Here is a 19069-nt window from a genome sequence, read left to right on the forward strand (position 1 = left end):
GGTCATCATATTCTGTCGAGCCCTTCTGGGGCCGGACTTCAGCGGCGGCTCCTGCCCAGCTTGCCGATGAAGAGGACGTGGCGAGGGCCCTTGGTGCCGTGGGCGTGGGGGTGGAGGACCTCGACGGTGAAGCCGCACTTCTCCATGCGGCGCTCGAAGGCGGGGGCGGGGCCCGCGCTCCAGACGGCGAGCGTGCCTCCGGAGCGCAGCGCCCTGGCGGCGTTGGAGAGCCCAGGCAGGCCGTAGAGGCCTTGGTTGTCCGGGTGGGTGAGGGCGCTGGGCCCGTTGTCCACGTCGAGCAGGATGGCGTCGAAGGTGGCGGAGTGGTGGGCCATCACGTCGCCGACATCTCCCTCGATGACGGTGACGCGCTTGTCCTCGAGGGGGGCGCCGGCGAGAGGCGCGAGGTGGGGTCCCCGGTTCCAGGCGACGACAGTGGGCAGCAGCTCCACCACGGAGACGCGGACGCCCGGGCCCACGGTGTCCAGCACGGCGCGCGCGGTGTAGCCGAAGCCAAGCCCTCCGACGAGCACCCGCCCGGTTCCGGAGGTCACCACGCCAGCGCAGCCTGCCTTCGCGAGCGCTTCCTCCGAGCCGTGCATCCGGCTGGACATCAGCGTCTGTCCGCGCACGCGCAGGACGTACTCGTCCCCTCTGCGGACCAGGGTCAGCTCGCCCACGTCCGGAAGGTTCGCGCTCTCGAGTGTCTCCCAGGGCTTCATGGGCACGGCTCTTCGCCCGGAGCCGGCCCGGGGTCAAGCACTCCGCACGACACCTCGTGCCCTCGTGCCGTCGCCTGTGCCCGACGCCAGGGGTCATCCGCATCCATACCCTCGCGAGCCGCCGCCACGGAGCGGCGCGGCCCAGGAGGAACCCAGACCATGAACGAGCGCGAGGCTTACCTGCAGAAGATGGACGCCGAGAAGAAGCGAATCGATGCGCGAATCGCCGAAGTCGAGGCGCAGTCCGACATCCGCAAGGCGGACGAGGAGGTGAAGGAGCTGCATGGCGTGAAGCAGCGGCGCGAGGCCTTCCGCGGCAAGCTGGAGGAGTGGCGCCAGCGCGGCACGGAGGACTTCGAGCGGGGCAAGAAGGAGCTGCTCCGGGCCTGTGATGACACGAACAAGTCTCTCGTCGACGCGGAGGAGAAGGCGGGCGTGAGGCGCGCGACGTACGAGCGCAAGCGCGAAGCCGAGCTGCGTGAACTTGGCGCCCAGTTCGACGGTTGGGAGGCGAGCATCTCCCAGTCGCGGGCGGAGGACTCGCTGCTCACGAAGCAGGAACTCCAGTTCCTGCGCGGCTCCTTCAAGAGCACGGGGGATGCCCTGCGCCGTCTGATGTCGGCCAAGGGCGGTGAGTGGTCCAGGCTGCGCGGGGAGTACGAGGCCTCCTGGAAGGAGCTGCTGGACAACTCGCGCAAGATTCGCGCGGACGGCGCGGATGCGTCGCAGGCGCCGCCCTCTCCGTCCTGAGCGGACGCGCTGGGACGTGGGCACTCCACCCTCCACGTCCCATGCGGGGAGGAGACGTGCCCCGGTGTGACGCCGGCTGACGCGCGCGACACCCGGGGCATCCTGTCAGCCCCTGATGCGTGCACGCTACATTGCGTGTCTCCAGGAGAGACATCGCATGGGCGTGTTCGTGCAGGAGTCGCTGTCCACGCGGGACGAGTCACACGCCGCCTCCTCCTCCGGCGCCACCGAGGGAGGAAACTCCCGGACGCGCGCGCTGGGCCAGCTCCAGCAGACCTTTGACGCATCGCCCCGGGTGGTCGCCCAGGCGAAGCAGGCCCAGACGCTCCAGCGCCGTGCCTCTCCGAGCAACGACACCGGACTGCCCGATGGCTTGAAGTCCGGAGTGGAGGCGCTCTCCGGGATGGCGATGGACGACGTGCGCGTCCACTACAACTCGTCAGCGCCCGCGCAGCTCCAGGCCCTGGCGTACACGCAGGGCTCGGACATCCACGTCGCGCCAGGGCAGGAGAAGCACCTGGCCCACGAGGCCTGGCACGTCGTGCAGCAGAAGCAGGGGCGCGTGCGTCCCACGACGCAGCTACAGGGCGAGTCCCTCAACGATGCGCCGGGCCTGGAGTCCGAGGCCGACCTGATGGGTTCGCGCGCCTCGGGCCTGAAGCTGACCGGGCCCACCCTCGACTCCGAGCCCTTTCAGCGCAAGGTCGCGCCCGTCTCGGGCGACACGTCGCTCGAGCCCATTCAGCGCGTGGCGGTTCAACTGGGGATCAACGGGGCGGGGAACATCAACAACGTAAACGTGGGCGGACGCGCGGGCTCCCTGTGGCCCCAGGAGCGTCACCACACCACTCCCTGGCAGACGTACCTGGACACGCTGGACCGGGCGTTGCTCAACCGGAACTTCGCCCAGGCCCTCAACAACATGAACACCCTGGATGCCCACCTGCGGAATCTGCCGGGCTGGGACCTGGTCGACAGCCTGGAGGCTGGCAAGCAGGAAGAGGCCGAGGCTGAGATTGACGAGCTGGCGGCCCGACGCGCGGCGGCCAACGCCGCGGCTGCGGACACACCCGCGCAGGCCTTCGCGATACAGGCCTACGCCCAGCAGTGGATTGTCGTGCGCAGCAAGCTGCCGCTGTCCCAGGCGAACTTCGGAGGTGGCGCGGGGGCGGTGGCGGGCGACGCCGCGATGGCCCGGGCGGGCAACCAGGTCGGTGGTGGAGGCGTCACCAACGCCGAGCTGCGGGGCGCCCTGCTCGGACTCTTCGACTTCGACACCGTGACGGACGTCCAGACGGACGAAGACGGGAACAGCGCCACCGCGGAGTACCGGGCCTTCGGCTTGAGTCCGGACGACACGACCCAGGACCTGGATGAGCTCCGGGCGCTCATCTTCGAGCAGCATGCCCGCTCCATCCGGCTGGCCTATCCCCGGGCCTTCGCGAGGCTCTACCCGGACATCCCGTCGATGGTGGCCAACATGGAGGCACATTGGGGGCGTGGCGACCCCGACGACTCGGATGCCGAAATCACGGACGCGTCCGGCTCGGAATCCGACTGAGGCAGGAGGGCCGTGGGGCGCCCCCGCCCGTCCAGGATGACGGGGCGGGGGGCCGGCTCGGTCCGCGCTACTCCGCGCGCTTCACCTTCTTCGAGTTGTCCACCAGCACCTTGGCGAAGGTGAGCCCGGTGGGGCCCGCGTCCGCCTGGATGGTGTCACCCGGGAGGAACTCGCCGCTGAGCACCTTGAGCGCCAGCGGATCCAACAGGTTCTTCTGCACCGCGCGCTTCAGGGGCCGCGCGCCGTACGTCGGGTCGTACCCGCGTTCCGCCAGCATCTCGCGGGCCGCGTCGGTCAGCTCCAGCGACAGCCGCTTGTCGGCGAGCAGCTTGTCGAGCTTCGCGAGCTGGATGTCGACGATGCGGTAGATGTCCTTCTTGCGCAGCGGCTCGAAGATGACGATTTCGTCCACGCGGTTGAGGAACTCCGGGCGGAAGTGGCCGCGCAGCGCGTCCATGACGTCCTCGCGCGTCTTGTCGTCCAGTTCCTCCTTGCCCGCCATGCCCGCCTGGATATCGGCGGAGCCCAGGTTGGACGTCATGATGAGCACCGTGTTCTTGAAGTCCACGGTGCGGCCCTGGCTGTCCGTCAGCCGGCCCTCGTCCAGAATCTGGAGCAGGATGTTGAAGACGTCCGGGTGTGCCTTCTCGATTTCGTCGAAGAGGACCACCGTGTAGGGACGGCGGCGCACCGCCTCCGTGAGCTGACCGCCCTCCTCGTAGCCGACGTAGCCCGGAGGCGCGCCCACCAGTCGGGCCACGGCGTGCTTCTCCATGAACTCGGACATGTCGATGCGGACCATGGCCGTGTCGTCATCGAAGAGGAACTCCGCCAGTGCCTTCGCCGTCTCCGTCTTTCCCACGCCCGTGGGGCCCAGGAAGATGAACGAGCCGATGGGCCGGTTCGGGTCCTGCAATCCGCTGCGCGCGCGGCGCACGGCGTTGGACACCGCCTCAATGGGGCTGCGCTGACCAATCACCCGCTGGGCCAGCCGGTCCTCCATGTGGACCAGCTTGTGGACCTCGCCCTCCATCAGCCGCGAGACGGGGATGCCCGTCCACTTGGCCACCACGGCGGCGATGTCCTCGGAGTCCACCTCCTCCTTGAGGAACTTCTGTTTCTTCTGCAGCTCCAGGAGCTTGCTGTTCTGCGTCTGGACCTCCTTCTCCAGGGAGGGCAGGACGCCGAACTTCAGCTCCGCGGCGCGGTTGAGGTCACCCTGGCGCTCGGCGGCGACCTGGTCGTTCTTCACCTTCTCCAGCTTCTCCTTCAGCGTCCGGATGGCGCCGATGGCCGTCTTCTCCGCGTCCCAATGGACCTTGAGCGCGTCGAAGCGCTCGCGCAGGTTGGCCAGCTCCTTCTCGATGGCCGCCAGGCGCTCTTGCGAGTGCGGGTCCGTCTCCTTGCGCAGGCCCTCCTTCTCAATCTGGAGCTGCGTCATCTTCCGGCGCATGTCGTCCAGCTCGGTGGGCATGGAGTCGATTTCGATGCGCAGGCGGCTGGCGGCCTCGTCGATGAGGTCGATGGCCTTGTCCGGCAGGAAGCGGTCCGCGATGTAGCGGTGGCTGAGCGTGGCGGCGGCCACCAGCGCGGTGTCCTGGATGCGCACGCCGTGGTGCACCTCGTAGCGCTCCTTCAGCCCGCGAAGGATGCTGATGGTGTCGTGCACGCTGGGCTCGCCCACGAAGACGGGCTGGAACCGGCGCTCCAGGGCCGCGTCCTTTTCAATGTGCTTGCGGTACTCGTCCAGCGTCGTCGCGCCGATGCAGTGCAGCTCGCCGCGCGCCAGCGCCGGCTTGAGCATGTTGCCCGCGTCCATGGCCCCCTCGGCCTTGCCCGCGCCGACAATCGTGTGGATTTCGTCGATGAAGAGGATGACCTGACCGGACGCGTCGGCGACCTCCTTGAGCACCGCCTTGAGCCGCTCCTCGAACTCACCGCGGAACTTGGCGCCGGCCACCAGGGCGCCCATGTCCAGTGTGATGAGCTGCTTGTTCTTCAGGCCCTCCGGCACGTCGCCGTCGACGATGCGCCGCGCCAGCCCCTCGGCGATGGCCGTCTTGCCCACGCCCGGCTCGCCGATGAGCACCGGGTTGTTCTTCGTGCGCCGGCTGAGCACCTGGATGCAGCGGCGAATCTCCTCGTCGCGACCGATGACGGGGTCCAGCTTCCCCGCGCGCGCCGCCTCCGTGAGGTCCCGCCCGTACTTCTCCAGCGCCTGATAGGTGGACTCCGCGTCCTGGCTCGTCACGCGCCCGGAGCCGCGGACCTCCTTGAGGGCGGCCACCACCCGCTCGCGGGTGATGCCGGACGCCTTCATGACCTCGCCCGTCGTGCCCTTGTCCTGGGTCAACGCGAGCAGCAGATGCTCGGACGAGATGAACTCGTCCTTGAGCGCCTTGGCCTCGTCCTCCGCCTTGTCGAACGTCTTGAGCAGGCGCTGGCCCAGCATGGCGCTCTCGCCGCCCTGCATCTTGGGCAGCTTGCCCAGGGCTTCACCCAGGCGGGACGAGAACAGCTTCACGTCGGCGCCAAGCTTGCGCAGCAGGGGGTCGACGATTCCGTCCTTCTGTCCCAACAGCGCCGCGGCCAGGTGCTCAGGCTCGTACTGGGGATTGTCGGCGCGGCGGGCCAGCGTCTGGCCTTCCTGGATGGCTTCCTGCGCCTTCACCGTGAACTTATCGAGTCGCATACACTCAACGTAAGAGTTGGCTCGACCTTGGCAATCGAGCTCAGGAAGTTAACGCGCGGTGTCATGACTGCGCCAGAAGCGGAATACTTTGGACTCCTGGTAGCGGCTGGATTTTCGAGGTGCTTGAGTTGCCATCAGGGGCAAGGCTCGGTTATAGGCGGCGCCCACCCTCGGGGGGCTGACTCTGGAAGCGCACGGCGGCTATCTCATTCGACTCGAAAGCTTCGGCGGGCTGGATTTGCTCCGGCAGGCCCGTGAAGCGCTGCGGCTGGACGGCGCATCGGGCGCCACGGGCCTGCAGGTGTCGGTCAATCGGCGCCGCAAGGTGGTGCGGCTGGCCTACGTGGGCCCCTTCACGCAGGGCCGGCCGGGCGCGCACTGGTATGCCGCGCACCATGCGCTGCCCCGGCTGCTGTCCCGGGCGGCCAACGCCACGGTGCATGCCTACGTCTATGACCCGGACGAGGGTGAGGAAGTCCTCGCCTACGGCAACGGTCGGCGCGTGGGTGGCGAGCGGGTGGTCTACGACAACGTGGAGCTGCCCGAGGGCCGTCCCGAGGACCTGGACGAAGCGGCCTTCACGCACATGCAGTCGCGCTGGCCCATGGGGCACCTGGCGCACGTCTTCGGCCTGTCGCGCAAGGAGCTGCTGCGGCTGCCTCGGGCGGGGCTGGGGCGGGTGCTGTCGCTGGAGGAGGACTCCTCGGCGGACGTGGAGTCCGCGCTGGAGGCCCTGTTGCCGGGCGGCGTGGCACCCCACGCCCACTGACGTTCCGGGAGGCTGCTAGCCGTCCGCCGGGCTGTCCTGGGCGACGAGCGCGTCTCGCACGGTGTCGCTGCGGAAGTACTGGCCGAGCAGGGCGAAGGTGCCCGCGATGACGGCCGTCCCCAGCACCGTCAGTCCCAGGGCCATCCAGGGGGCCACGCTGGTGACGACCTCGGCTGTCGTGGGGTCCTGGTACTCGGGGCGCTGGGTGAGTGTCTGGGCGAGCGTGACGCCCACGCGGCGGGACACCACGGCCCACTGGGCGCCGTCGATGGTGCGCAGCACCGCCACCGTGAGCGCGGCGCGGCCGAGCATCTTGCGCAAGGCGTCCCGAGGCAGTCCGCCCGAGCGCAGAATGTTGGACGCGGAGACGAAGACGAAGGCGCACGCCACGGCGAGCACGCCCATCAACACGGCGCGCGGCTCTCGCATGGGCTCCAGGGCCTGGTACTGCACCTCCAGCAGCTTCTGGAGGACAGCGGGGTCGCTGCCCAGGAGGAACGGAGGGCTGGCCTCCATGTGCCGGGAGCGGACCTCGTAGAAGTGGGCCATCTCCATGGCCTCGTTCAGCGCGCCCCAGCCCGTGAAGATGGCGAGCACGACACACGCGAGGGCCGCGAAACGAATGCGCCCGGGAAGCCTGCCCGAGCGGGGAGCCGACGCCATCACCGCTTGCTTGCCTCCACGAAGCGCAGGCGCAGATCCGCGAGCAATCCGTCGAAGAGCTTCTCCTCGTCCGGCGTCAGGTTGCTCCGCGTTTTCTGCCGCAACATCGACAACAGGTCCAGGTTCTGCCGGGCCAACGGCAAGTCCTTCGACGTCTGGCCCGTCTCCGGGTTCGGCGCGTCACCGAGGTGGATGAGCACCGCGGTGCCCAACCCCACGATGAACGTGCTGAAGGAGATGGCCTCCTCGGACGCGGAGCGCGCTTCCCCCCGCATCACGAAGGTCTCGCCGCGCTTCTCGTCCACGGGGCTCATGGGGTGCCAGGCTCCTCGCCCTCGGGCTCATCCTTGCCCTCTGCCTCATCGGAGGAAGAGGCCGTCTCATCGGCCGCGTCGGAGGACTCATCCTCGTCGTCCGCCTCGTCCTCTTCGTCGAGGTCATCCTCTTCGTCGTCGTAGTCGTCGTCGACGTCGTCATCCATGAAGGTCTCCACCGGCGTGGCCTTGTCCGCCACATCCGGCAGGCCCTTGAGGTGGCGCTCGTGCGCTTTCTCGTCCAACTGGCCCGAGCGCAGGTACCGCTCCGCGGTGCGCTTATCGAGATACTTGGGGTCCACCGTGTCCGCCATGTTTCAAATCCTCGGAATTGCTTGGAAAATAGCGCGCTACCTTATAGCAGAGGGGGCGACTGTCAACGCCGCCGTCCCGCCTTCCTGGTGCCGATGAACGCCCCGCCCCGTCCGCTGCTTCCCCCGGGACTGTATCTGCTGTGCGATGACACCGTGCGGGTGGACATGCCCCTGATTCTCAAGGCGGAGCGGATGCTCGCGGGTGGAGCGCGGGTGGTGCAACTGCGCATGAAGCGAACGCCGGTGCGCGAGGCGCTGTCCGTGGCTCGGGAGGTCGTCCGGTTGTGTCGGCGCGCGGGCGCGGTGTGCCTGCTCAACGACAGGGTGGACCTGGCGCTGCTGGCGGACGCGGATGGCGTGCACGTGGGCGATGAGGACCTGCCCGCGGAGGCGGCGCGCGCGCTCCTGGGGCCTGGTCGCCTGGTGGGCGTCACGGTGCGAGACGCCGAGGGCGCGAAGGCGGCGCGAGAGGTGGGCGCGGACTACGTGGGCGTGGGGCCCGTCTTCGGCACGACGACGAAGCAGGTGCCCGCACCGGTGCTGGGGCTGGAGGGGCTGGCGCGGGTCGTGACTGACAGTCCGCTGCCGGTGGTGGGCATTGGTGGCGTGGGGCTGGAGAACGTGGGGCGGGTGGCCGCGTCGGGCGTGCATGGCGCGGCGGTGGTTTCGGACGTCCTGCTCGCCCAGGATATCGCCGAGCGGGTGCGCCTGCTGACGGCTGCGTTTGAACGGGGACGTGTGGGGGGGTAGGTTCGACCGACGGACCCCCCCCATGAACAATCATCCGCGTCACCATGGCCAGCCGCCCCGGCGGCCCAACATCGGCATTACCCCGGACTGGAGCCAGCCCGAGGATCAGCCCTTCGCGCGGTACGAGCTGAAGGTGCCCTACGCCGACGCGGTGCTGCGCGCCGGGGGCCTTCCGTTCGTCCTGCCGTACGCGGACGACCCCACGTGTGTGGACGCGTATCTGGACCGCGTGTCCGGACTGCTCGTCACGGGCGGCGCCTTCGACATTCCTCCCGAGGCGTATGGGGAAACGGCGCGCGAGGGACTGGGCGCGCTGAAGGAAGGGCGCACCGCGTTCGAGGCGGCGCTGATGCGCGGGGCGCTCAAGCGCAACATGCCGGTGCTGGGCGTCTGTGGCGGCATGCAGCTTCTCAACGTGGTGTTGGGTGGCACGCTGTTCCAGGACATCGGCCGTGAGGTGCAGGGCGCTCGTGAGCACGAGCAGAAGCATGACCGCACGCAGCCGCAGCATCCGGTGGACGTGCGCAGCGGCTCGCTGCTCGCGGAGGCGGTGGGGCACGGCCAGCTCATGGTGAACTCCACGCATCACCAGTCGGTGCGCAGCCCCGGGCGCGACGTGAGCATCTGCGCGATGGCGCCCGACGGCGTGGTGGAGGCCATCGAGTCCACCACCCACGCCTTCGCTGTGGGCGTGCAGTGGCATCCCGAGTACATGGCGACGACGATTCCCGTGCACGTGGGGCTGTACAAGTCCTTCATCCAGAAAGCGCGAGAGCATCGGCGGTGATTCCGCGCGTCGTCCTGTTGGCGGGGCTCGAGCCCACGGGAAGAGCGGGGCTGCTGGCGGATGTGGCCGTGGTGCGTGCGCTGGAAGGGCAGCCGGTGGCGGTGCCCCTGGCGCAGACGGCGCAGGGCCGTGTCACCTTCTCCTGGGTGGCGTCTCCGCCCCGCGTGGTGCGTGCGCAGCTGATCGCCGCGCGCGAGCTGGGTGAGGTGCACGCGGTGAAGTGGGGCATGGTGCCGGGCCTCGCGCAGCTCGAGGCCGCGAGCGCCGCGCTGGCCGGGACGCGGGCCTGGTGGGTGGTGGACCCGGTGGTGCGGACGTCTCGGGGGCAGGTGTTGTCCCGTTTGTCTGCCCGGCGCTACCTGTCGCTCGCGGGCCCGCGTGTCGTGCTCACCCCGAACCTGGACGAAGCCGGGTGGCTCCTGGGCAGGCCCGTACCGGACACGGTGGGGGCGGCGCGTGAGGCGGCTGTCGCGCTGGTCGAGCACGGCTTCGGCGCGGTGCTGGTGAAGGGCGGGCACCTGCCGGATGCGCGGGGGTTGGCGGATGTGCTGGCCACGCCCGAAGGCGTCCGTGTGTTGAAGGGCCAGCGACTGGCGCGCGCGCCCGAGCGTCGTGGCACGGGGTGTCGGCTGGCCTCCGCGCTGGCGACGGAGCTGGGGCGGGGCCGCACGCTGGAGGCCGCCACGCGCGTGGCTCGGGCCCTGGTGGTGCGCTACCTGCGCACGGGCGCGGAGTAGGGCGGGCCGGGCACGTCGCACGGTACTCACGCGGCCCGGAGGTAGGTGGTGCGCTACTGGCGCACGGGCTTGGAGCAGGGCGGGCCGGGCACGTCGCGCGCTGGTGTTACTCGGCCCGGCTGCGGCTTTCGAAGCGGGTGTACTCGGCGAGGAACACCAGGGAGATTTCGCCGATGGGCCCGTTGCGCTGCTTGGCGATGATGAGCTCGACGGGGATGACGGTGTTTGACTGCGACTGAGGCGGCGCCTCGCCCCCTTCTTCCGTCTCCTCGCGGTGGATGAACATCACCACGTCGGCGTCCTGTTCGATGGAGCCGGACTCACGCAGGTCCGACAGCATGGGCTTGCCGCCCTTGCGCTCCTCGACCTTACGGCTGAGCTGACTGAGCGCGATGATGGGGACCTCCAGCTCCTTGGCCAGTTGCTTGAGCGCGCGGGAGATTTCGGCGACTTCCAACTGGCGGCTCTCCACCTTGCCCTTCTGATGCATCAACTGGAGGTAGTCGATGATGAGGAGAGACAGGCGCGGGTCCTTCTGCTTCACGCGGCGCGCCTTGGCGCGCAGGTCGAACGGAGACAGGCCACCCGAGTCGTCGATGTAGATGGGCGCGTTGTAGAGGGCACCCGCCATCTCCTGGAACTTCTCCTCGTCGTGCGGAGAGAGCCGGCCGCCACGCAGCTTCTTCATGTCCACGCGCGCGGTGGACGCGAGCAGACGCATCAGGAGCTGGTCGGCGGGCATTTCCAGGCTGAAGATGCCAACGGCCTTGTTCTCCTTCAGCGCCGCGTTCACCGCGATGTTCATCGCGAAGGACGTCTTGCCGACGCCAGGACGCGCCGCGAGGATGATGAGCTCACCGGCGTGCAGCCCCGTGAGCTGGTTGTCCAGGTCGATGTATCCGGTGGACAGGCCCGTGATGCCCGTCGACGCCGCCTTCATCTTGTCGAGCAGATCGAGCGTGTGCTCCATCAGCTCGCTGACGGGCCGCAGGTCTCCCTCGCGCTTCTTCTCCGCGAGGAGGAACACCTTGCGCTCGGCCTCGTCGAGCAACACCTCCAGCTCGCCCGTCTCCTGGCTGGCGAGGTCCTGGATTTCGCGGCCGACGTTCGCCAGCCGGCGTCGCAGCGCCTGGTCCTTGACGATGTTCGCGTACTGGACGGCGTTGGAGGCCAGCGGAACCACCTGGTCCAACCGCATCAGGTACGCGGGGCCGCCCACGGCGACGAGGTGTCCCAGGACCTTGAGTTCTTCAGCCAGCGTCAGGTGGTCGACCTGTTGCTGCTTTCCGTCCAGGCGAATCATCGCCGCGAAAATCTGCGCGTGCGCGGGGCTGGAGAAGTCGTCCGCGTGGACCACTTCGCCTACGGCAGCGATGAGCGTGTTGTCCGCGAGTACGGCGCCGAGCACTGCACGCTCGGCGGCCAGGTCCTCGTGGACCTTTCGCCCATCTCTGAGGTCTAGGGAGTTCTCCATGGCTGCCCGCCCACTCTACAGGCGGCTCTGACATGGCAGAAATATTCCGCCACAGACCTGTAGCGGCGGGTGGGCGGAGGAAGGTGGACCTACCCGCAATCAGCCTTCCATTCCCCAACGCTGGAGGAATGCTTCACGCCACGTGCGGCTGAGCACCACCGTCGTGCCGTTCCTCAGCACGAGGATTCCGTCTCCGTGGCTCCAGGGCTCCAGCTTCGCCACCGCGTCCAGGTTGATGATGTCTCCGCGGTGGATGCGCACGAAGCGCTCCGGGTCCAACCGCTCCTCCAGCGCGCGCAGGCTCTGGCGCACCAGATGCTCACCCTGGGCGGTGTACACGCGCACGTACTTGTCCTCGGCTGACAGGCGCCACACGTCCTCCAGGCGCAGCGGCACCCACGCCTCGCCCGACTTCACCACCAGCCGCTCCAGCGCGCGTCGTGGCGTCGCCGAGGCCACTTCCCGCAGGAGCGCCTGGATCCTCGCGGCCTCCGAGCCTCCACCGAGCAGCAGCGCATGGGCCTTGTCCAGCGCGCGGGCGAAGCGCTCGCCGTCGTAGGGCTTGAGCAGGTAGTCCACCGCGTGCGCCTCGAAGGCCCGGAGCGCGAAGCCGTCATACGCGGTGGAGAAGATGACCGCGGGGCCCGTTCCCGGCCCGAGCGCCTCCAGCACCTCGAAGCCCGTCAGTCCTGGCATCTGCACGTCGAGGATGACGAGGTCTGGCTTCAGCGACTCGATGCTCGCGAGCGCTTCCGTTCCATCCGCGGCCTCGCCCACCAGCGTGAAGCGCGACTCGCCTTCCAGAAAGCGCCGCACCTTGGCCCGGGCGGGTGTCTCGTCGTCCACCGCCAGCACGCGGAAGGTCGTCATGGCTTCGCTCCCAGGGGCAGCGTCAGCGACACGCGCGCTCCGCCCTCGGGCCCCTGGCCTCTCTCCAGCCGGGCCCGCCCGTCGTGCAGGAGCGCGAGGATCTGCTCCAGGTGCGCCAGTCCCACGCCCGTCCCCGAGGCGGGCGACTCACCGCCGAAGCCTCGGCCCGTGTCCTCGACCTCCAGCCGCCACGTGCCCGCCGTCTCGCTGGCGCGGATGCGCACCTCTAGCGGCTGCACGCGGTCCTGGTTGTGCTTCACCGCGTTCTCCACCAGGGTCTGCAACGCGAAGCAGGGCACGCGCGCCGAGTCCAGGCCCGGCTCCACGCTCCAGTGCACCGCGAGCCGGTCCCCGAAGCGCGCGGACAGGAGCCCCACGAAGCGCGCGGTATGCGCGCGCTCCTCGGCCAGTGTCCACGTGGGCTCCGCGCGCTCCAGGCTTGCGCGCAGCACGTGCCCCAGGTCGCTGAGCAGCCGGTCCGTTCGCGCCAGGTCCTCGTACATGACCGAGCTGATGGTGTGCAGCGAGTTGAAGAGGAAGTGCGGGTGGAGCTGACCGGTGAGGGACTGGAGCTGCGCGCTGCGAAGCTCACCCTCCAGCTCCGCTTCGCGCAGCGCCCGCGCATGTTGATTCCGCCAGGCCGTGAAGAGGCTGATGAAGGTGACGGCGAGCCCGTAGGCAATCAGGTCCTTCGACACCTCCATGGGCAGTCGGAAGGCCATGGGCCCGTACTCGTACTCACCCCAGCCCAGCAGCGGGTAGAGCAGGTAGCGAATGCCCAGCATGACCAGGATGTGCACGGAGGTGTAGAGCGCGAGTCCCACCACGTGCAGGCCCAGGAAGCGCGCCCACCCCGAGGCGCGCGGTGACGGGGCGTTCAGCGTCGCGGTCTGGATGAGGGGCAGCGTCACCCAGGCCGAGAGCGCACCGGTGATTTCCCAGAAGAAGGCCCGCGATGCGGGGAGGGAGGTGTGTCCGTTGGCGAGCTGATCCAACCTCACCGCGGCGCCGTACGACACGCCCACGACGAGGCAGAAGGCCAACACCCCGAGCACCGGGCGCAACCGGAAGCGGGGCCACCGCCAGGACCGGGACTGCGGCACCTCGAGGGCGGACGTCGGGAGGGTGTCAGCCATGGCTCTCCGTCACGCAGTATGCCCCGTGGGCGCGCCCTGGAGCGTCGCTTCGGGACGGGACACCACACGGGCCTTCAACCCGAAGAACGGCCTCAACCAGGGCAGGCGGGCCACCAGCTCGCTCAAGCCCCAGCTGACCACGAAGGTCGTGACGAGCACGCAGCCGAAGAGGCTCCACGGCCCCACGGGCAGCCGCAGCATCGCGAAGCCGACGACGATGATGACCGTCTGGTGGAAGATGTAGAACGGATACGACAGCTCCTGCGCGTGCCGGACCCATCGGCTTTCCGTCCGCACGCACCGGCGCGCCCAGCCCAGCGCGGTCAGGATGAACAGCCACTGGGCCGACGTGCCCCCGAGCACCTCGGGCACCAGGTCGAACTCGCTCTCAGGCGCCATGATGGCGAAGAGGACCGCTGACACGCCCAGCAGCCACCACCGGCGCTCCACCAGGACGTCCCAGACCCTGGGCGCGCGGCCGAGCAGGTGCCCCATGAGGAACAGCAGGCCGTAGTGGCCAAAGGTCCTCGGGTCGTCGAACAGCGCGTGCGTCTGCGGGAAGCGGTGCAGCAGCAGGTCGTTGACGAAGAGCGGGATGAACAGCCACAGGAGATTCGGACCCCGGCACAGCCAGGCCTCGGCCGTCGCGAGCCAGGCCTTCCCGCGCGTTGTCCCCAGCGCCCAGAACAGCGGCAGCGCCAGGAGGCAGAAGGCGAAGAGGTAGACGACGAACCAGAGGTGGTGCCAGCTCAGGCTGCCCGCGGGGTAGGGGACGAGGCCGAAGACTGAGGGATAGAAGTCCGCGTAGCTTCCCTGGAACCGCCCCGTGAACACGCGCTCCACGTAGATTTGCGGCGGCACGATGACGAACATGCCGAAGACCACCGGCAGCAGCAGCCGCCGCGTCCGGTCCCCCGCGAAGCCACGCAGCGAGCGACGCCGCAGCGCGAGCGCCGTCCCCACGCCGGAGATGACCATCAACAGCGGCATGCGCACGTGGTGCAGGATGTCCATGGGCAGCTCCAGCACCGGCAGCAGCGTGGGCGCCTTGATGTGCCAGTCCCACCGGTTGAACATCATCCCCGTGTGGAACAGGTGCAGCACGAGGATGGCGACGACGCGGAGCCAGTCCAGGTCAGGGCGATGGGCGTCGGCGGGGGATGTCGGGGTGGGTGCGGGCGTGCTCATGGGTGAGCCTCCTGTGCCTCCCGCGATACCCACCCGCCTCGGAAGCCTCCACGCGCCTGTCGTAGGACGGACTGGCCACGGCGCGAGCCGGACGCGAGACACGGCGCCCATCCCCAAATGAAAAGGCCGCCCGGGTTGCCCCGGACGGCCTTCTCGAACCCGCTTGAGGCGGAGTCGAGCCGCTACTCGGCGGCGACTTCGACCTTGATCTTCGCCGTCACGTCGCGGTGCAGGCGCAGCTCGACTTCGTAGCTGCCAATCGCCTTGATGGGCTCGGGCAGGTGCAGGGCGCGACGGTCCACCGTCTGACCCTGGGCCGCCACGGCCTCGGCGATGTCCAGCGCGGTGACGGACCCGAACAGCTTGTCCTGATCGCCGACCTTGCGCTTGATGACGACCTTGATGGAGCCGACCTTCTTCGCCTGCTCCTCCGCGGCGCCCTTCAGCTTGGCATTGCGGGCGGTGATGACCGCCTTCTCGTGCTCGAGCTGACGGAGGTTCTGCTCGCTCGCCAGAACCGCCTTCTTGCGCGGCAGCAGGTAGTTACGGCCGAAGCCGTCCTTCACGGTGACGAGCTCCCCGGACTTGCCGAGGTTCTCGATGTCCTCTCGCAGAATGACCTTCATGTTCAGTCTCCTGAGCGGACCCGGCGGTTAGCCGACCACCGCGTTGTAGGGGAGCAGGGCGATGCCGCGCGCGCGCTTGATGGCCGTGGCCACCTCACGCTGGTGCTTCGCGCAGTTGCCAGAGATGCGGCGGGGAATGATCTTGCCGCGCTCGGTGACGAAGTACTTCAGCGTCGCCTGGTCCTTGAAATCCACCGACGCGTTCTTCTCCGCGCAGAACCGGCAGACCTTCTTGCGGCCGAAGCCACGGCCACCGCCGCGCTTCTCGTCATCGCCGCCCATGCCACCGCGGTCGCCGCGATCACCACCGCGGTCGCCGCCACGGTCGCCGCCGCGATCACCGCGAGGCCCACCGCCGCCGCCGAAGCCGCCACTGCGGCCGCCCGACGACGAACCGCCCGTCTTGCTGTCCGTACCGTTGCTCATGAACTTTCTCGTTTCCTGAAAAGGTCCCTAGAGAATGTCCCAGGTGGCGCTCAGGCCTCCTCGGACGACTCCTCCTCCGCCTCGCCCACGGACTCCTCGGCGACATCGCCTCGGAAGCCGCCACCCTCGCGCTCCGCGGGAGCACCCGGACGGGTCTCCTCCACGTCGCCGGCGAGCTTCAGGTCCTCGAGGACCGGACGCGTCTCGGGGTCCACCTCATCCGCCAGCTTCACGGAGATGTAGCGGGTGACCTCATCGAGGTTCTTCAGGTTGCGCTCAATCTCGGCCACCAGCTTCGCGCCGCCCAGGTAGCTGGCGTGCACGTAGATGGCGCGGGGCTGCTTCGCCACGGGGAACAGGGTCTTCTTCTTGCCCCACACCGTGAAGCGGAGAACCTTGCCTCCCTCGCGGTCGACGATGCCACGGACGCGCTCCTTGAGCTTGTCCACGTTGTCGTCCGTCAGGTCCGGCTTGACCAGGAAGATGGTCTCGTACTCACGAAGCCGCTTGGCGGCCTGCGTCTCTGCCATGTTTTCTCTCCCCTTGGGGTCGAGTGCCCCCCGGACAATCCGAGGAGCGGGGAAACGGCGATTGGCCCCATGGCCACCACCGGGAACGGGAAACCGCGCGCCCGTCACCCTCGCGCTACGTCCCGTGCACCAACACGGGAAGCTGAAAAAGAACATCCCACTGGATCAACCACCCAGCGAGCGAACGGGCCTTCTAGGAGGGCCCCCCGGGCAAGTCAAGCTCCCGGAAAGCTCGCCTGTCCGCTCCCCCCGTCCCGGGCGCTCCGAGGGGCCTCAGGCCTTCCGGTTGAAGCGGTTCATCGCCACCGACAGCCCCTCGCGCACCCAGCACTCGGTCATGTCCATGGCGCGGTCCTTCAGCTCGTCCAGCTGGCGGCGCTCCCCGTCGTCGAAGTTGGACAGGACGTAGTCGGCGACGCGCTCGCGGGCGTTGGGGCCCTCCGGCTTGTCGATGCCGAAGCGCAGTCGGATGAACGCCTCCGAGCCCAGGCTCGCGACGATGCTCTTCAGGCCGTTGTGGCCCCCGCTGCCGCCGCCCGCCTTGAGCTGCAGCCGGCCCAGGGGCAGGTCCAGTTCATCGTGGATGACGAGCACGTCCTCGGGAGCAATCTTGTAGAAGCGCGCCGCCTCGGCCACCGAGCGGCCCGACAGGTTCATGAAGGTCTGCGGCTCGACGAAGAGGATGCGCTCGCCCGCCAGGGTCCCCTGGCCCACCTTCGCGGCGAACTTCTCCTGGTTCAGCTCCGCGCGCGCCCGCGACAGCAGCGCCTCCACCACCATGAATCCGATGTTGTGCCGGTGCCGCTCGTACTCGCGCCCCGGGTTGCCAAGCCCGCAGATGAGCTTCATGGGAGGCTCCAAAAAGAAACGGGGCCAGCCTCAGGGAGGCCGGCCCCGTGTCCAGGGTACACCGGAAGACGACTACTTCTTCGCGGGGGCCTTGGCCGCGGCCGCGGGGGCCGCCGCCTTGTCGCCAGCCTTCGCCGCGGGAGCCGCAGCGGCGGGAGCCGCCGCAGCCGCCACGGGGGCCACTTCGGCCGCCTCGGGCGCGGCGACGACCGCCACGGTGTAGTTGACGTTCGACTTCACCGACACGCCGGCCGGGAACTTCACGTCGTTGATGTGCAGCGCCTCGGCGATCTTCAGCGCCGTCACGTCCACCTCGATGCGCTCGGGGATGGCGTTCGGCAGCGCCCAGACCGTGATTTCACGGCGAATCTGGCTGAGCAGACCACCCTCGGCCACGCCCACCGACTTGCCGACGAGCACGAGCGGCACGTCCACCTTGACCTGCTCGTCCGCGCGCACGCCGATGAAGTCCACGTGCAGGATGTCCCGGGTGACGGGGTCCATCTGGTAGTCCTTCAGGAGGACCTGCTGGTCACCGCTGGCCAGCTTCAGCTGGATGACGGTGTTGAACTTGTGCGGGGTGTTGATGGCCGCGCGCACGGCCTTCGGGTCCACCGAGATGTGCACGGGCGTCTTCAGGTGCTTGCCGTACACCACGGCGGGCACCACACCCTGGGCGCGCAGCTTGCGGGCAAAGCCCTTGCCAGAGCCTTCACGCGACTTCGCCTCGAGGGTGTTCTTGTTTTCGGACATGGAAATACCTTGGGAATGGGTACCGCGGTGACCACCGGCCACCCTGGCGCCCTCGGCATCCCGCCCCAGTGGCGGGCCCCGAAGACGGCGCCGCGAAGGGGACCGTTGGAGGAGGCCGGACATGCCAGCCCCCGAACATGGAGTCAAGTCGCCCGGCGGACGGGCGACCCGAGCCTCAGACGAACAGCGAGCTGAGCGAGTCGGCCCGGTGGATGCGGGCGATGGCCTCGCCGAAGAGGCGCTCGGTGGTGAGCACGCGAATCTTCGAGCACGCCTGCGCCGCGGGCGACAGCGGCACGGTGTCCGTGAAGACGACCTCTTCCAGCACGGAGTCCTGGATGCGCTGGATGGCGGGGCCGGAGAGGATGGGGTGCACCGCGTAGGCGACCACGCGGCGGGCGCCCTTGGCCTTGAGCGCCGCGGCGGCCTGGGCGAGCGTGCCGGCGGTGTCCACCATGTCGTCCACGAGGACGGCATCCTTGCCGGACACGTCGCCGATGAGGTTCATCACCTCGGAGGCGTTGGGACGCGGGCGGCGCTTGTCGATGATGGCCAGCCCCGTGTTGAGGCGCTTGGAGTAGGCGCGCGCGCGCTCGACGCCACCAGCGTCCGGCGACACGATGACCAGCTCCTGCGACTCCGGGAAGCGCTTGCGCAGGTCCTCCAGGAACACCGGCGAGCCGTACAGGTGGTCCGAGGGGATGTTGAAGAAGCCCTGGATCTGCCCGGCGTGCATGTCCATGGAGACGACGCGCTCGGCGCCGGCCACTTCCAGCAGGTCCGCGACGAGCTTCGCGGTGATCGGCGTGCGCGGGGCGACCTTCCGGTCCTGCCTGGCATACCCGTAATACGGGATGACGGCGGTGATGGAGCTCGCGCTCGCCCGCTTCAGGGCGTCGCAGATGATGAGCATCTCCATCAGGTGGTCGTTGGTCGGCGGGCTCGTCGACTGGAGGATGAAGACGTCGTGACCGCGGACGTTCTCGCCAATCTCGACGTGGATTTCTCCGTCGGAGAAGCGACCCACCTCCGCCTTGCCGAGCGGACGCTTGAGGTACTCACAGATTCGGTGAGCCAGGCCGGGATTCGAGCTCCCGGCGAAGATCTTGAAGTCGCGCGGCTGCATGATGGGCCCGCTGACTAACCTGGACACGCGCG

The 19069-nt window shown here is 68.8% G+C and carries 21 protein-coding genes; 6 read left to right on the forward strand and 15 right to left on the reverse strand.

Features of this window, described 5'->3' with window-relative positions; translation table 11 throughout:
• Nucleotides 1–38: 38 nt before the first annotated feature.
• Nucleotides 39–722, reverse strand: a complete 684-nt coding sequence (locus HUA75_RS05485) for a spermidine synthase (protein WP_141643536.1) — start codon at nt 720–722, stop codon at nt 39–41.
• Nucleotides 723–881: 159 nt separating this feature from the next.
• Here HUA75_RS05485 and HUA75_RS05490 point away from each other — a divergent pair, with 159 nt between their 5' ends.
• Complete coding sequence (locus HUA75_RS05490; RefSeq protein WP_174485716.1) at nt 882–1472, forward strand: hypothetical protein; 591 nt, start codon at nt 882–884, stop codon at nt 1470–1472.
• 157 nt (nt 1473–1629) lie between these two features.
• Nucleotides 1630–3033 carry a DUF4157 domain-containing protein gene (locus tag HUA75_RS05495; protein ID WP_217445904.1) on the forward strand — a complete coding sequence of 468 codons (1404 nt, stop codon included), beginning with the start codon at nt 1630–1632 and terminating at the stop codon, nt 3031–3033.
• A 67-nt stretch (nt 3034–3100) separates the two neighbouring features.
• Here the strand turns inward: HUA75_RS05495 and clpB are convergent, their stop codons facing one another.
• Nucleotides 3101–5725, reverse strand: a complete 2625-nt coding sequence (clpB, locus tag HUA75_RS05500; RefSeq protein ID WP_141648526.1) for an ATP-dependent chaperone ClpB — start codon at nt 5723–5725, stop codon at nt 3101–3103.
• Between the two features lie 238 nt (nt 5726–5963).
• Here clpB and HUA75_RS05505 point away from each other — a divergent pair, with 238 nt between their 5' ends.
• Entirely contained in the window at nt 5964–6494 is a 531-nt protein-coding gene (locus HUA75_RS05505; RefSeq protein WP_141648525.1) for a hypothetical protein, read from the forward strand.
• A gap of 15 nt (nt 6495–6509) precedes the next feature.
• On the opposite strand, the gene HUA75_RS05510 is transcribed toward HUA75_RS05505, so the two are convergent.
• Genes HUA75_RS05510 through HUA75_RS05520 form a run of 3 tightly spaced genes read right to left on the reverse strand, consistent with a single transcriptional unit; the run spans nt 6510 to nt 7785 of the window.
• Nucleotides 6510–7157 (reverse strand): hypothetical protein, encoded by a 648-nt coding sequence (locus HUA75_RS05510; protein ID WP_141648524.1) that lies wholly within the window; start codon nt 7155–7157, stop codon nt 6510–6512.
• Nucleotides 7157–7471 carry a DUF1844 domain-containing protein gene (locus HUA75_RS05515; protein WP_141648523.1) on the reverse strand — a complete coding sequence of 105 codons (315 nt, stop codon included), beginning with the start codon at nt 7469–7471 and terminating at the stop codon, nt 7157–7159. The genes HUA75_RS05510 and HUA75_RS05515 overlap by 1 nt, the downstream gene beginning before the upstream one ends.
• Nucleotides 7468–7785: an RNA polymerase subunit sigma gene (locus HUA75_RS05520; RefSeq protein WP_141648522.1), complete on the reverse strand. Its 318-nt coding sequence runs from the start codon at nt 7783–7785 to the stop codon at nt 7468–7470. Before HUA75_RS05520 ends, HUA75_RS05515 begins: the two co-directional genes overlap by 4 nt.
• A gap of 93 nt (nt 7786–7878) precedes the next feature.
• On the opposite strand from HUA75_RS05520, the gene thiE reads away from it, so the two are divergent.
• Genes thiE through HUA75_RS05535 form a run of 3 tightly spaced genes read left to right on the forward strand, consistent with a single transcriptional unit; the run spans nt 7879 to nt 10059 of the window.
• Complete coding sequence (thiE, locus tag HUA75_RS05525; protein ID WP_174485718.1) at nt 7879–8535, forward strand: thiamine phosphate synthase; 657 nt, start codon at nt 7879–7881, stop codon at nt 8533–8535.
• Nucleotides 8536–8557: 22 nt separating this feature from the next.
• A complete protein-coding gene (locus HUA75_RS05530; RefSeq protein ID WP_141648520.1) occupies nt 8558–9322 on the forward strand; it encodes a gamma-glutamyl-gamma-aminobutyrate hydrolase family protein in 765 nt (254 codons plus the stop codon).
• Entirely contained in the window at nt 9319–10059 is a 741-nt protein-coding gene (locus HUA75_RS05535) for a bifunctional hydroxymethylpyrimidine kinase/phosphomethylpyrimidine kinase (protein WP_174485719.1), read from the forward strand. The genes HUA75_RS05530 and HUA75_RS05535 overlap by 4 nt, the downstream gene beginning before the upstream one ends.
• 106 nt (nt 10060–10165) lie before the next feature.
• Here the strand turns inward: HUA75_RS05535 and dnaB are convergent, their stop codons facing one another.
• From dnaB to HUA75_RS05585, 10 genes are all read right to left on the reverse strand, one after another.
• Complete coding sequence (gene dnaB, locus HUA75_RS05540) at nt 10166–11533, reverse strand: replicative DNA helicase (RefSeq protein ID WP_141648518.1); 1368 nt, start codon at nt 11531–11533, stop codon at nt 10166–10168.
• Between the two features lie 99 nt (nt 11534–11632).
• Nucleotides 11633–12403 carry a LytTR family DNA-binding domain-containing protein gene (locus tag HUA75_RS05545; RefSeq protein WP_174485720.1) on the reverse strand — a complete coding sequence of 257 codons (771 nt, stop codon included), beginning with the start codon at nt 12401–12403 and terminating at the stop codon, nt 11633–11635.
• Nucleotides 12400–13539 (reverse strand): sensor histidine kinase, encoded by a 1140-nt coding sequence (locus HUA75_RS05550; protein WP_174485721.1) that lies wholly within the window; start codon nt 13537–13539, stop codon nt 12400–12402. Before HUA75_RS05550 ends, HUA75_RS05545 begins: the two co-directional genes overlap by 4 nt.
• Nucleotides 13540–13548: 9 nt before the next feature.
• A complete protein-coding gene (locus HUA75_RS05555; RefSeq protein WP_174485722.1) occupies nt 13549–14727 on the reverse strand; it encodes an acyltransferase in 1179 nt (392 codons plus the stop codon).
• Between the two features lie 182 nt (nt 14728–14909).
• Complete coding sequence (gene rplI, locus HUA75_RS05560) at nt 14910–15353, reverse strand: 50S ribosomal protein L9 (RefSeq protein WP_141648008.1); 444 nt, start codon at nt 15351–15353, stop codon at nt 14910–14912.
• A gap of 27 nt (nt 15354–15380) precedes the next feature.
• Entirely contained in the window at nt 15381–15779 is a 399-nt protein-coding gene (gene rpsR / locus HUA75_RS05565; protein ID WP_141648007.1) for a 30S ribosomal protein S18, read from the reverse strand.
• A 50-nt stretch (nt 15780–15829) separates the two neighbouring features.
• Complete coding sequence (rpsF, locus tag HUA75_RS05570; protein WP_174485723.1) at nt 15830–16309, reverse strand: 30S ribosomal protein S6; 480 nt, start codon at nt 16307–16309, stop codon at nt 15830–15832.
• A gap of 273 nt (nt 16310–16582) precedes the next feature.
• On the reverse strand, nt 16583–17158 hold the full coding sequence (gene pth / locus HUA75_RS05575; protein WP_141648005.1) for an aminoacyl-tRNA hydrolase: 576 nt from the start codon (nt 17156–17158) through the stop codon (nt 16583–16585).
• Between the two features lie 72 nt (nt 17159–17230).
• Nucleotides 17231–17911 carry a 50S ribosomal protein L25/general stress protein Ctc gene (locus HUA75_RS05580; RefSeq protein ID WP_141648004.1) on the reverse strand — a complete coding sequence of 227 codons (681 nt, stop codon included), beginning with the start codon at nt 17909–17911 and terminating at the stop codon, nt 17231–17233.
• 175 nt (nt 17912–18086) lie between these two features.
• Complete coding sequence (locus tag HUA75_RS05585; protein WP_141648003.1) at nt 18087–19037, reverse strand: ribose-phosphate pyrophosphokinase; 951 nt, start codon at nt 19035–19037, stop codon at nt 18087–18089.
• Nucleotides 19038–19069: the final 32 nt, after the last annotated feature.

The sequence above is a fragment of the Myxococcus sp. CA040A genome (assembly GCF_013336725.1).
GTDB classification, from domain to species: Bacteria; Myxococcota; Myxococcia; order Myxococcales; family Myxococcaceae; genus Myxococcus; species Myxococcus llanfairpwllgwyngyllgogerychwyrndrobwllllantysiliogogogochensis.

What these genes read in the sequence shown, in the direction of transcription:
- HUA75_RS05485 (WP_141643536.1), bottom strand. Translation starts at nt 722, where the DNA reads ATGAAGCCCTGGGAGACACTCGAGAGCGCGAACCTTCCGGACGTGGGC.
- HUA75_RS05490 (WP_174485716.1), top strand. Translation starts at nt 882, where the DNA reads ATGAACGAGCGCGAGGCTTACCTGCAGAAGATGGACGCCGAGAAGAAG.
- HUA75_RS05495 (WP_217445904.1), top strand. Translation starts at nt 1,630, where the DNA reads ATGGGCGTGTTCGTGCAGGAGTCGCTGTCCACGCGGGACGAGTCACAC.
- clpB (WP_141648526.1), bottom strand. Translation starts at nt 5,725, where the DNA reads ATGCGACTCGATAAGTTCACGGTGAAGGCGCAGGAAGCCATCCAGGAA.
- HUA75_RS05510 (WP_141648524.1), bottom strand. Translation starts at nt 7,157, where the DNA reads ATGGCGTCGGCTCCCCGCTCGGGCAGGCTTCCCGGGCGCATTCGTTTC.
- HUA75_RS05515 (WP_141648523.1), bottom strand. Translation starts at nt 7,471, where the DNA reads ATGAGCCCCGTGGACGAGAAGCGCGGCGAGACCTTCGTGATGCGGGGG.
- HUA75_RS05520 (WP_141648522.1), bottom strand. Translation starts at nt 7,785, where the DNA reads ATGGCGGACACGGTGGACCCCAAGTATCTCGATAAGCGCACCGCGGAG.
- thiE (WP_174485718.1), top strand. Translation starts at nt 7,879, where the DNA reads ATGAACGCCCCGCCCCGTCCGCTGCTTCCCCCGGGACTGTATCTGCTG.
- HUA75_RS05530 (WP_141648520.1), top strand. Translation starts at nt 8,558, where the DNA reads ATGAACAATCATCCGCGTCACCATGGCCAGCCGCCCCGGCGGCCCAAC.
- dnaB (WP_141648518.1), bottom strand. Translation starts at nt 11,533, where the DNA reads ATGGAGAACTCCCTAGACCTCAGAGATGGGCGAAAGGTCCACGAGGAC.
- HUA75_RS05545 (WP_174485720.1), bottom strand. Translation starts at nt 12,403, where the DNA reads ATGACGACCTTCCGCGTGCTGGCGGTGGACGACGAGACACCCGCCCGG.
- HUA75_RS05550 (WP_174485721.1), bottom strand. Translation starts at nt 13,539, where the DNA reads ATGGCTGACACCCTCCCGACGTCCGCCCTCGAGGTGCCGCAGTCCCGG.
- HUA75_RS05555 (WP_174485722.1), bottom strand. Translation starts at nt 14,727, where the DNA reads ATGAGCACGCCCGCACCCACCCCGACATCCCCCGCCGACGCCCATCGC.
- rplI (WP_141648008.1), bottom strand. Translation starts at nt 15,353, where the DNA reads ATGAAGGTCATTCTGCGAGAGGACATCGAGAACCTCGGCAAGTCCGGG.
- rpsR (WP_141648007.1), bottom strand. Translation starts at nt 15,779, where the DNA reads ATGAGCAACGGTACGGACAGCAAGACGGGCGGTTCGTCGTCGGGCGGC.
- rpsF (WP_174485723.1), bottom strand. Translation starts at nt 16,309, where the DNA reads ATGGCAGAGACGCAGGCCGCCAAGCGGCTTCGTGAGTACGAGACCATC.
- pth (WP_141648005.1), bottom strand. Translation starts at nt 17,158, where the DNA reads ATGAAGCTCATCTGCGGGCTTGGCAACCCGGGGCGCGAGTACGAGCGG.
- HUA75_RS05580 (WP_141648004.1), bottom strand. Translation starts at nt 17,911, where the DNA reads ATGTCCGAAAACAAGAACACCCTCGAGGCGAAGTCGCGTGAAGGCTCT.
- HUA75_RS05585 (WP_141648003.1), bottom strand. Translation starts at nt 19,037, where the DNA reads ATGCAGCCGCGCGACTTCAAGATCTTCGCCGGGAGCTCGAATCCCGGC.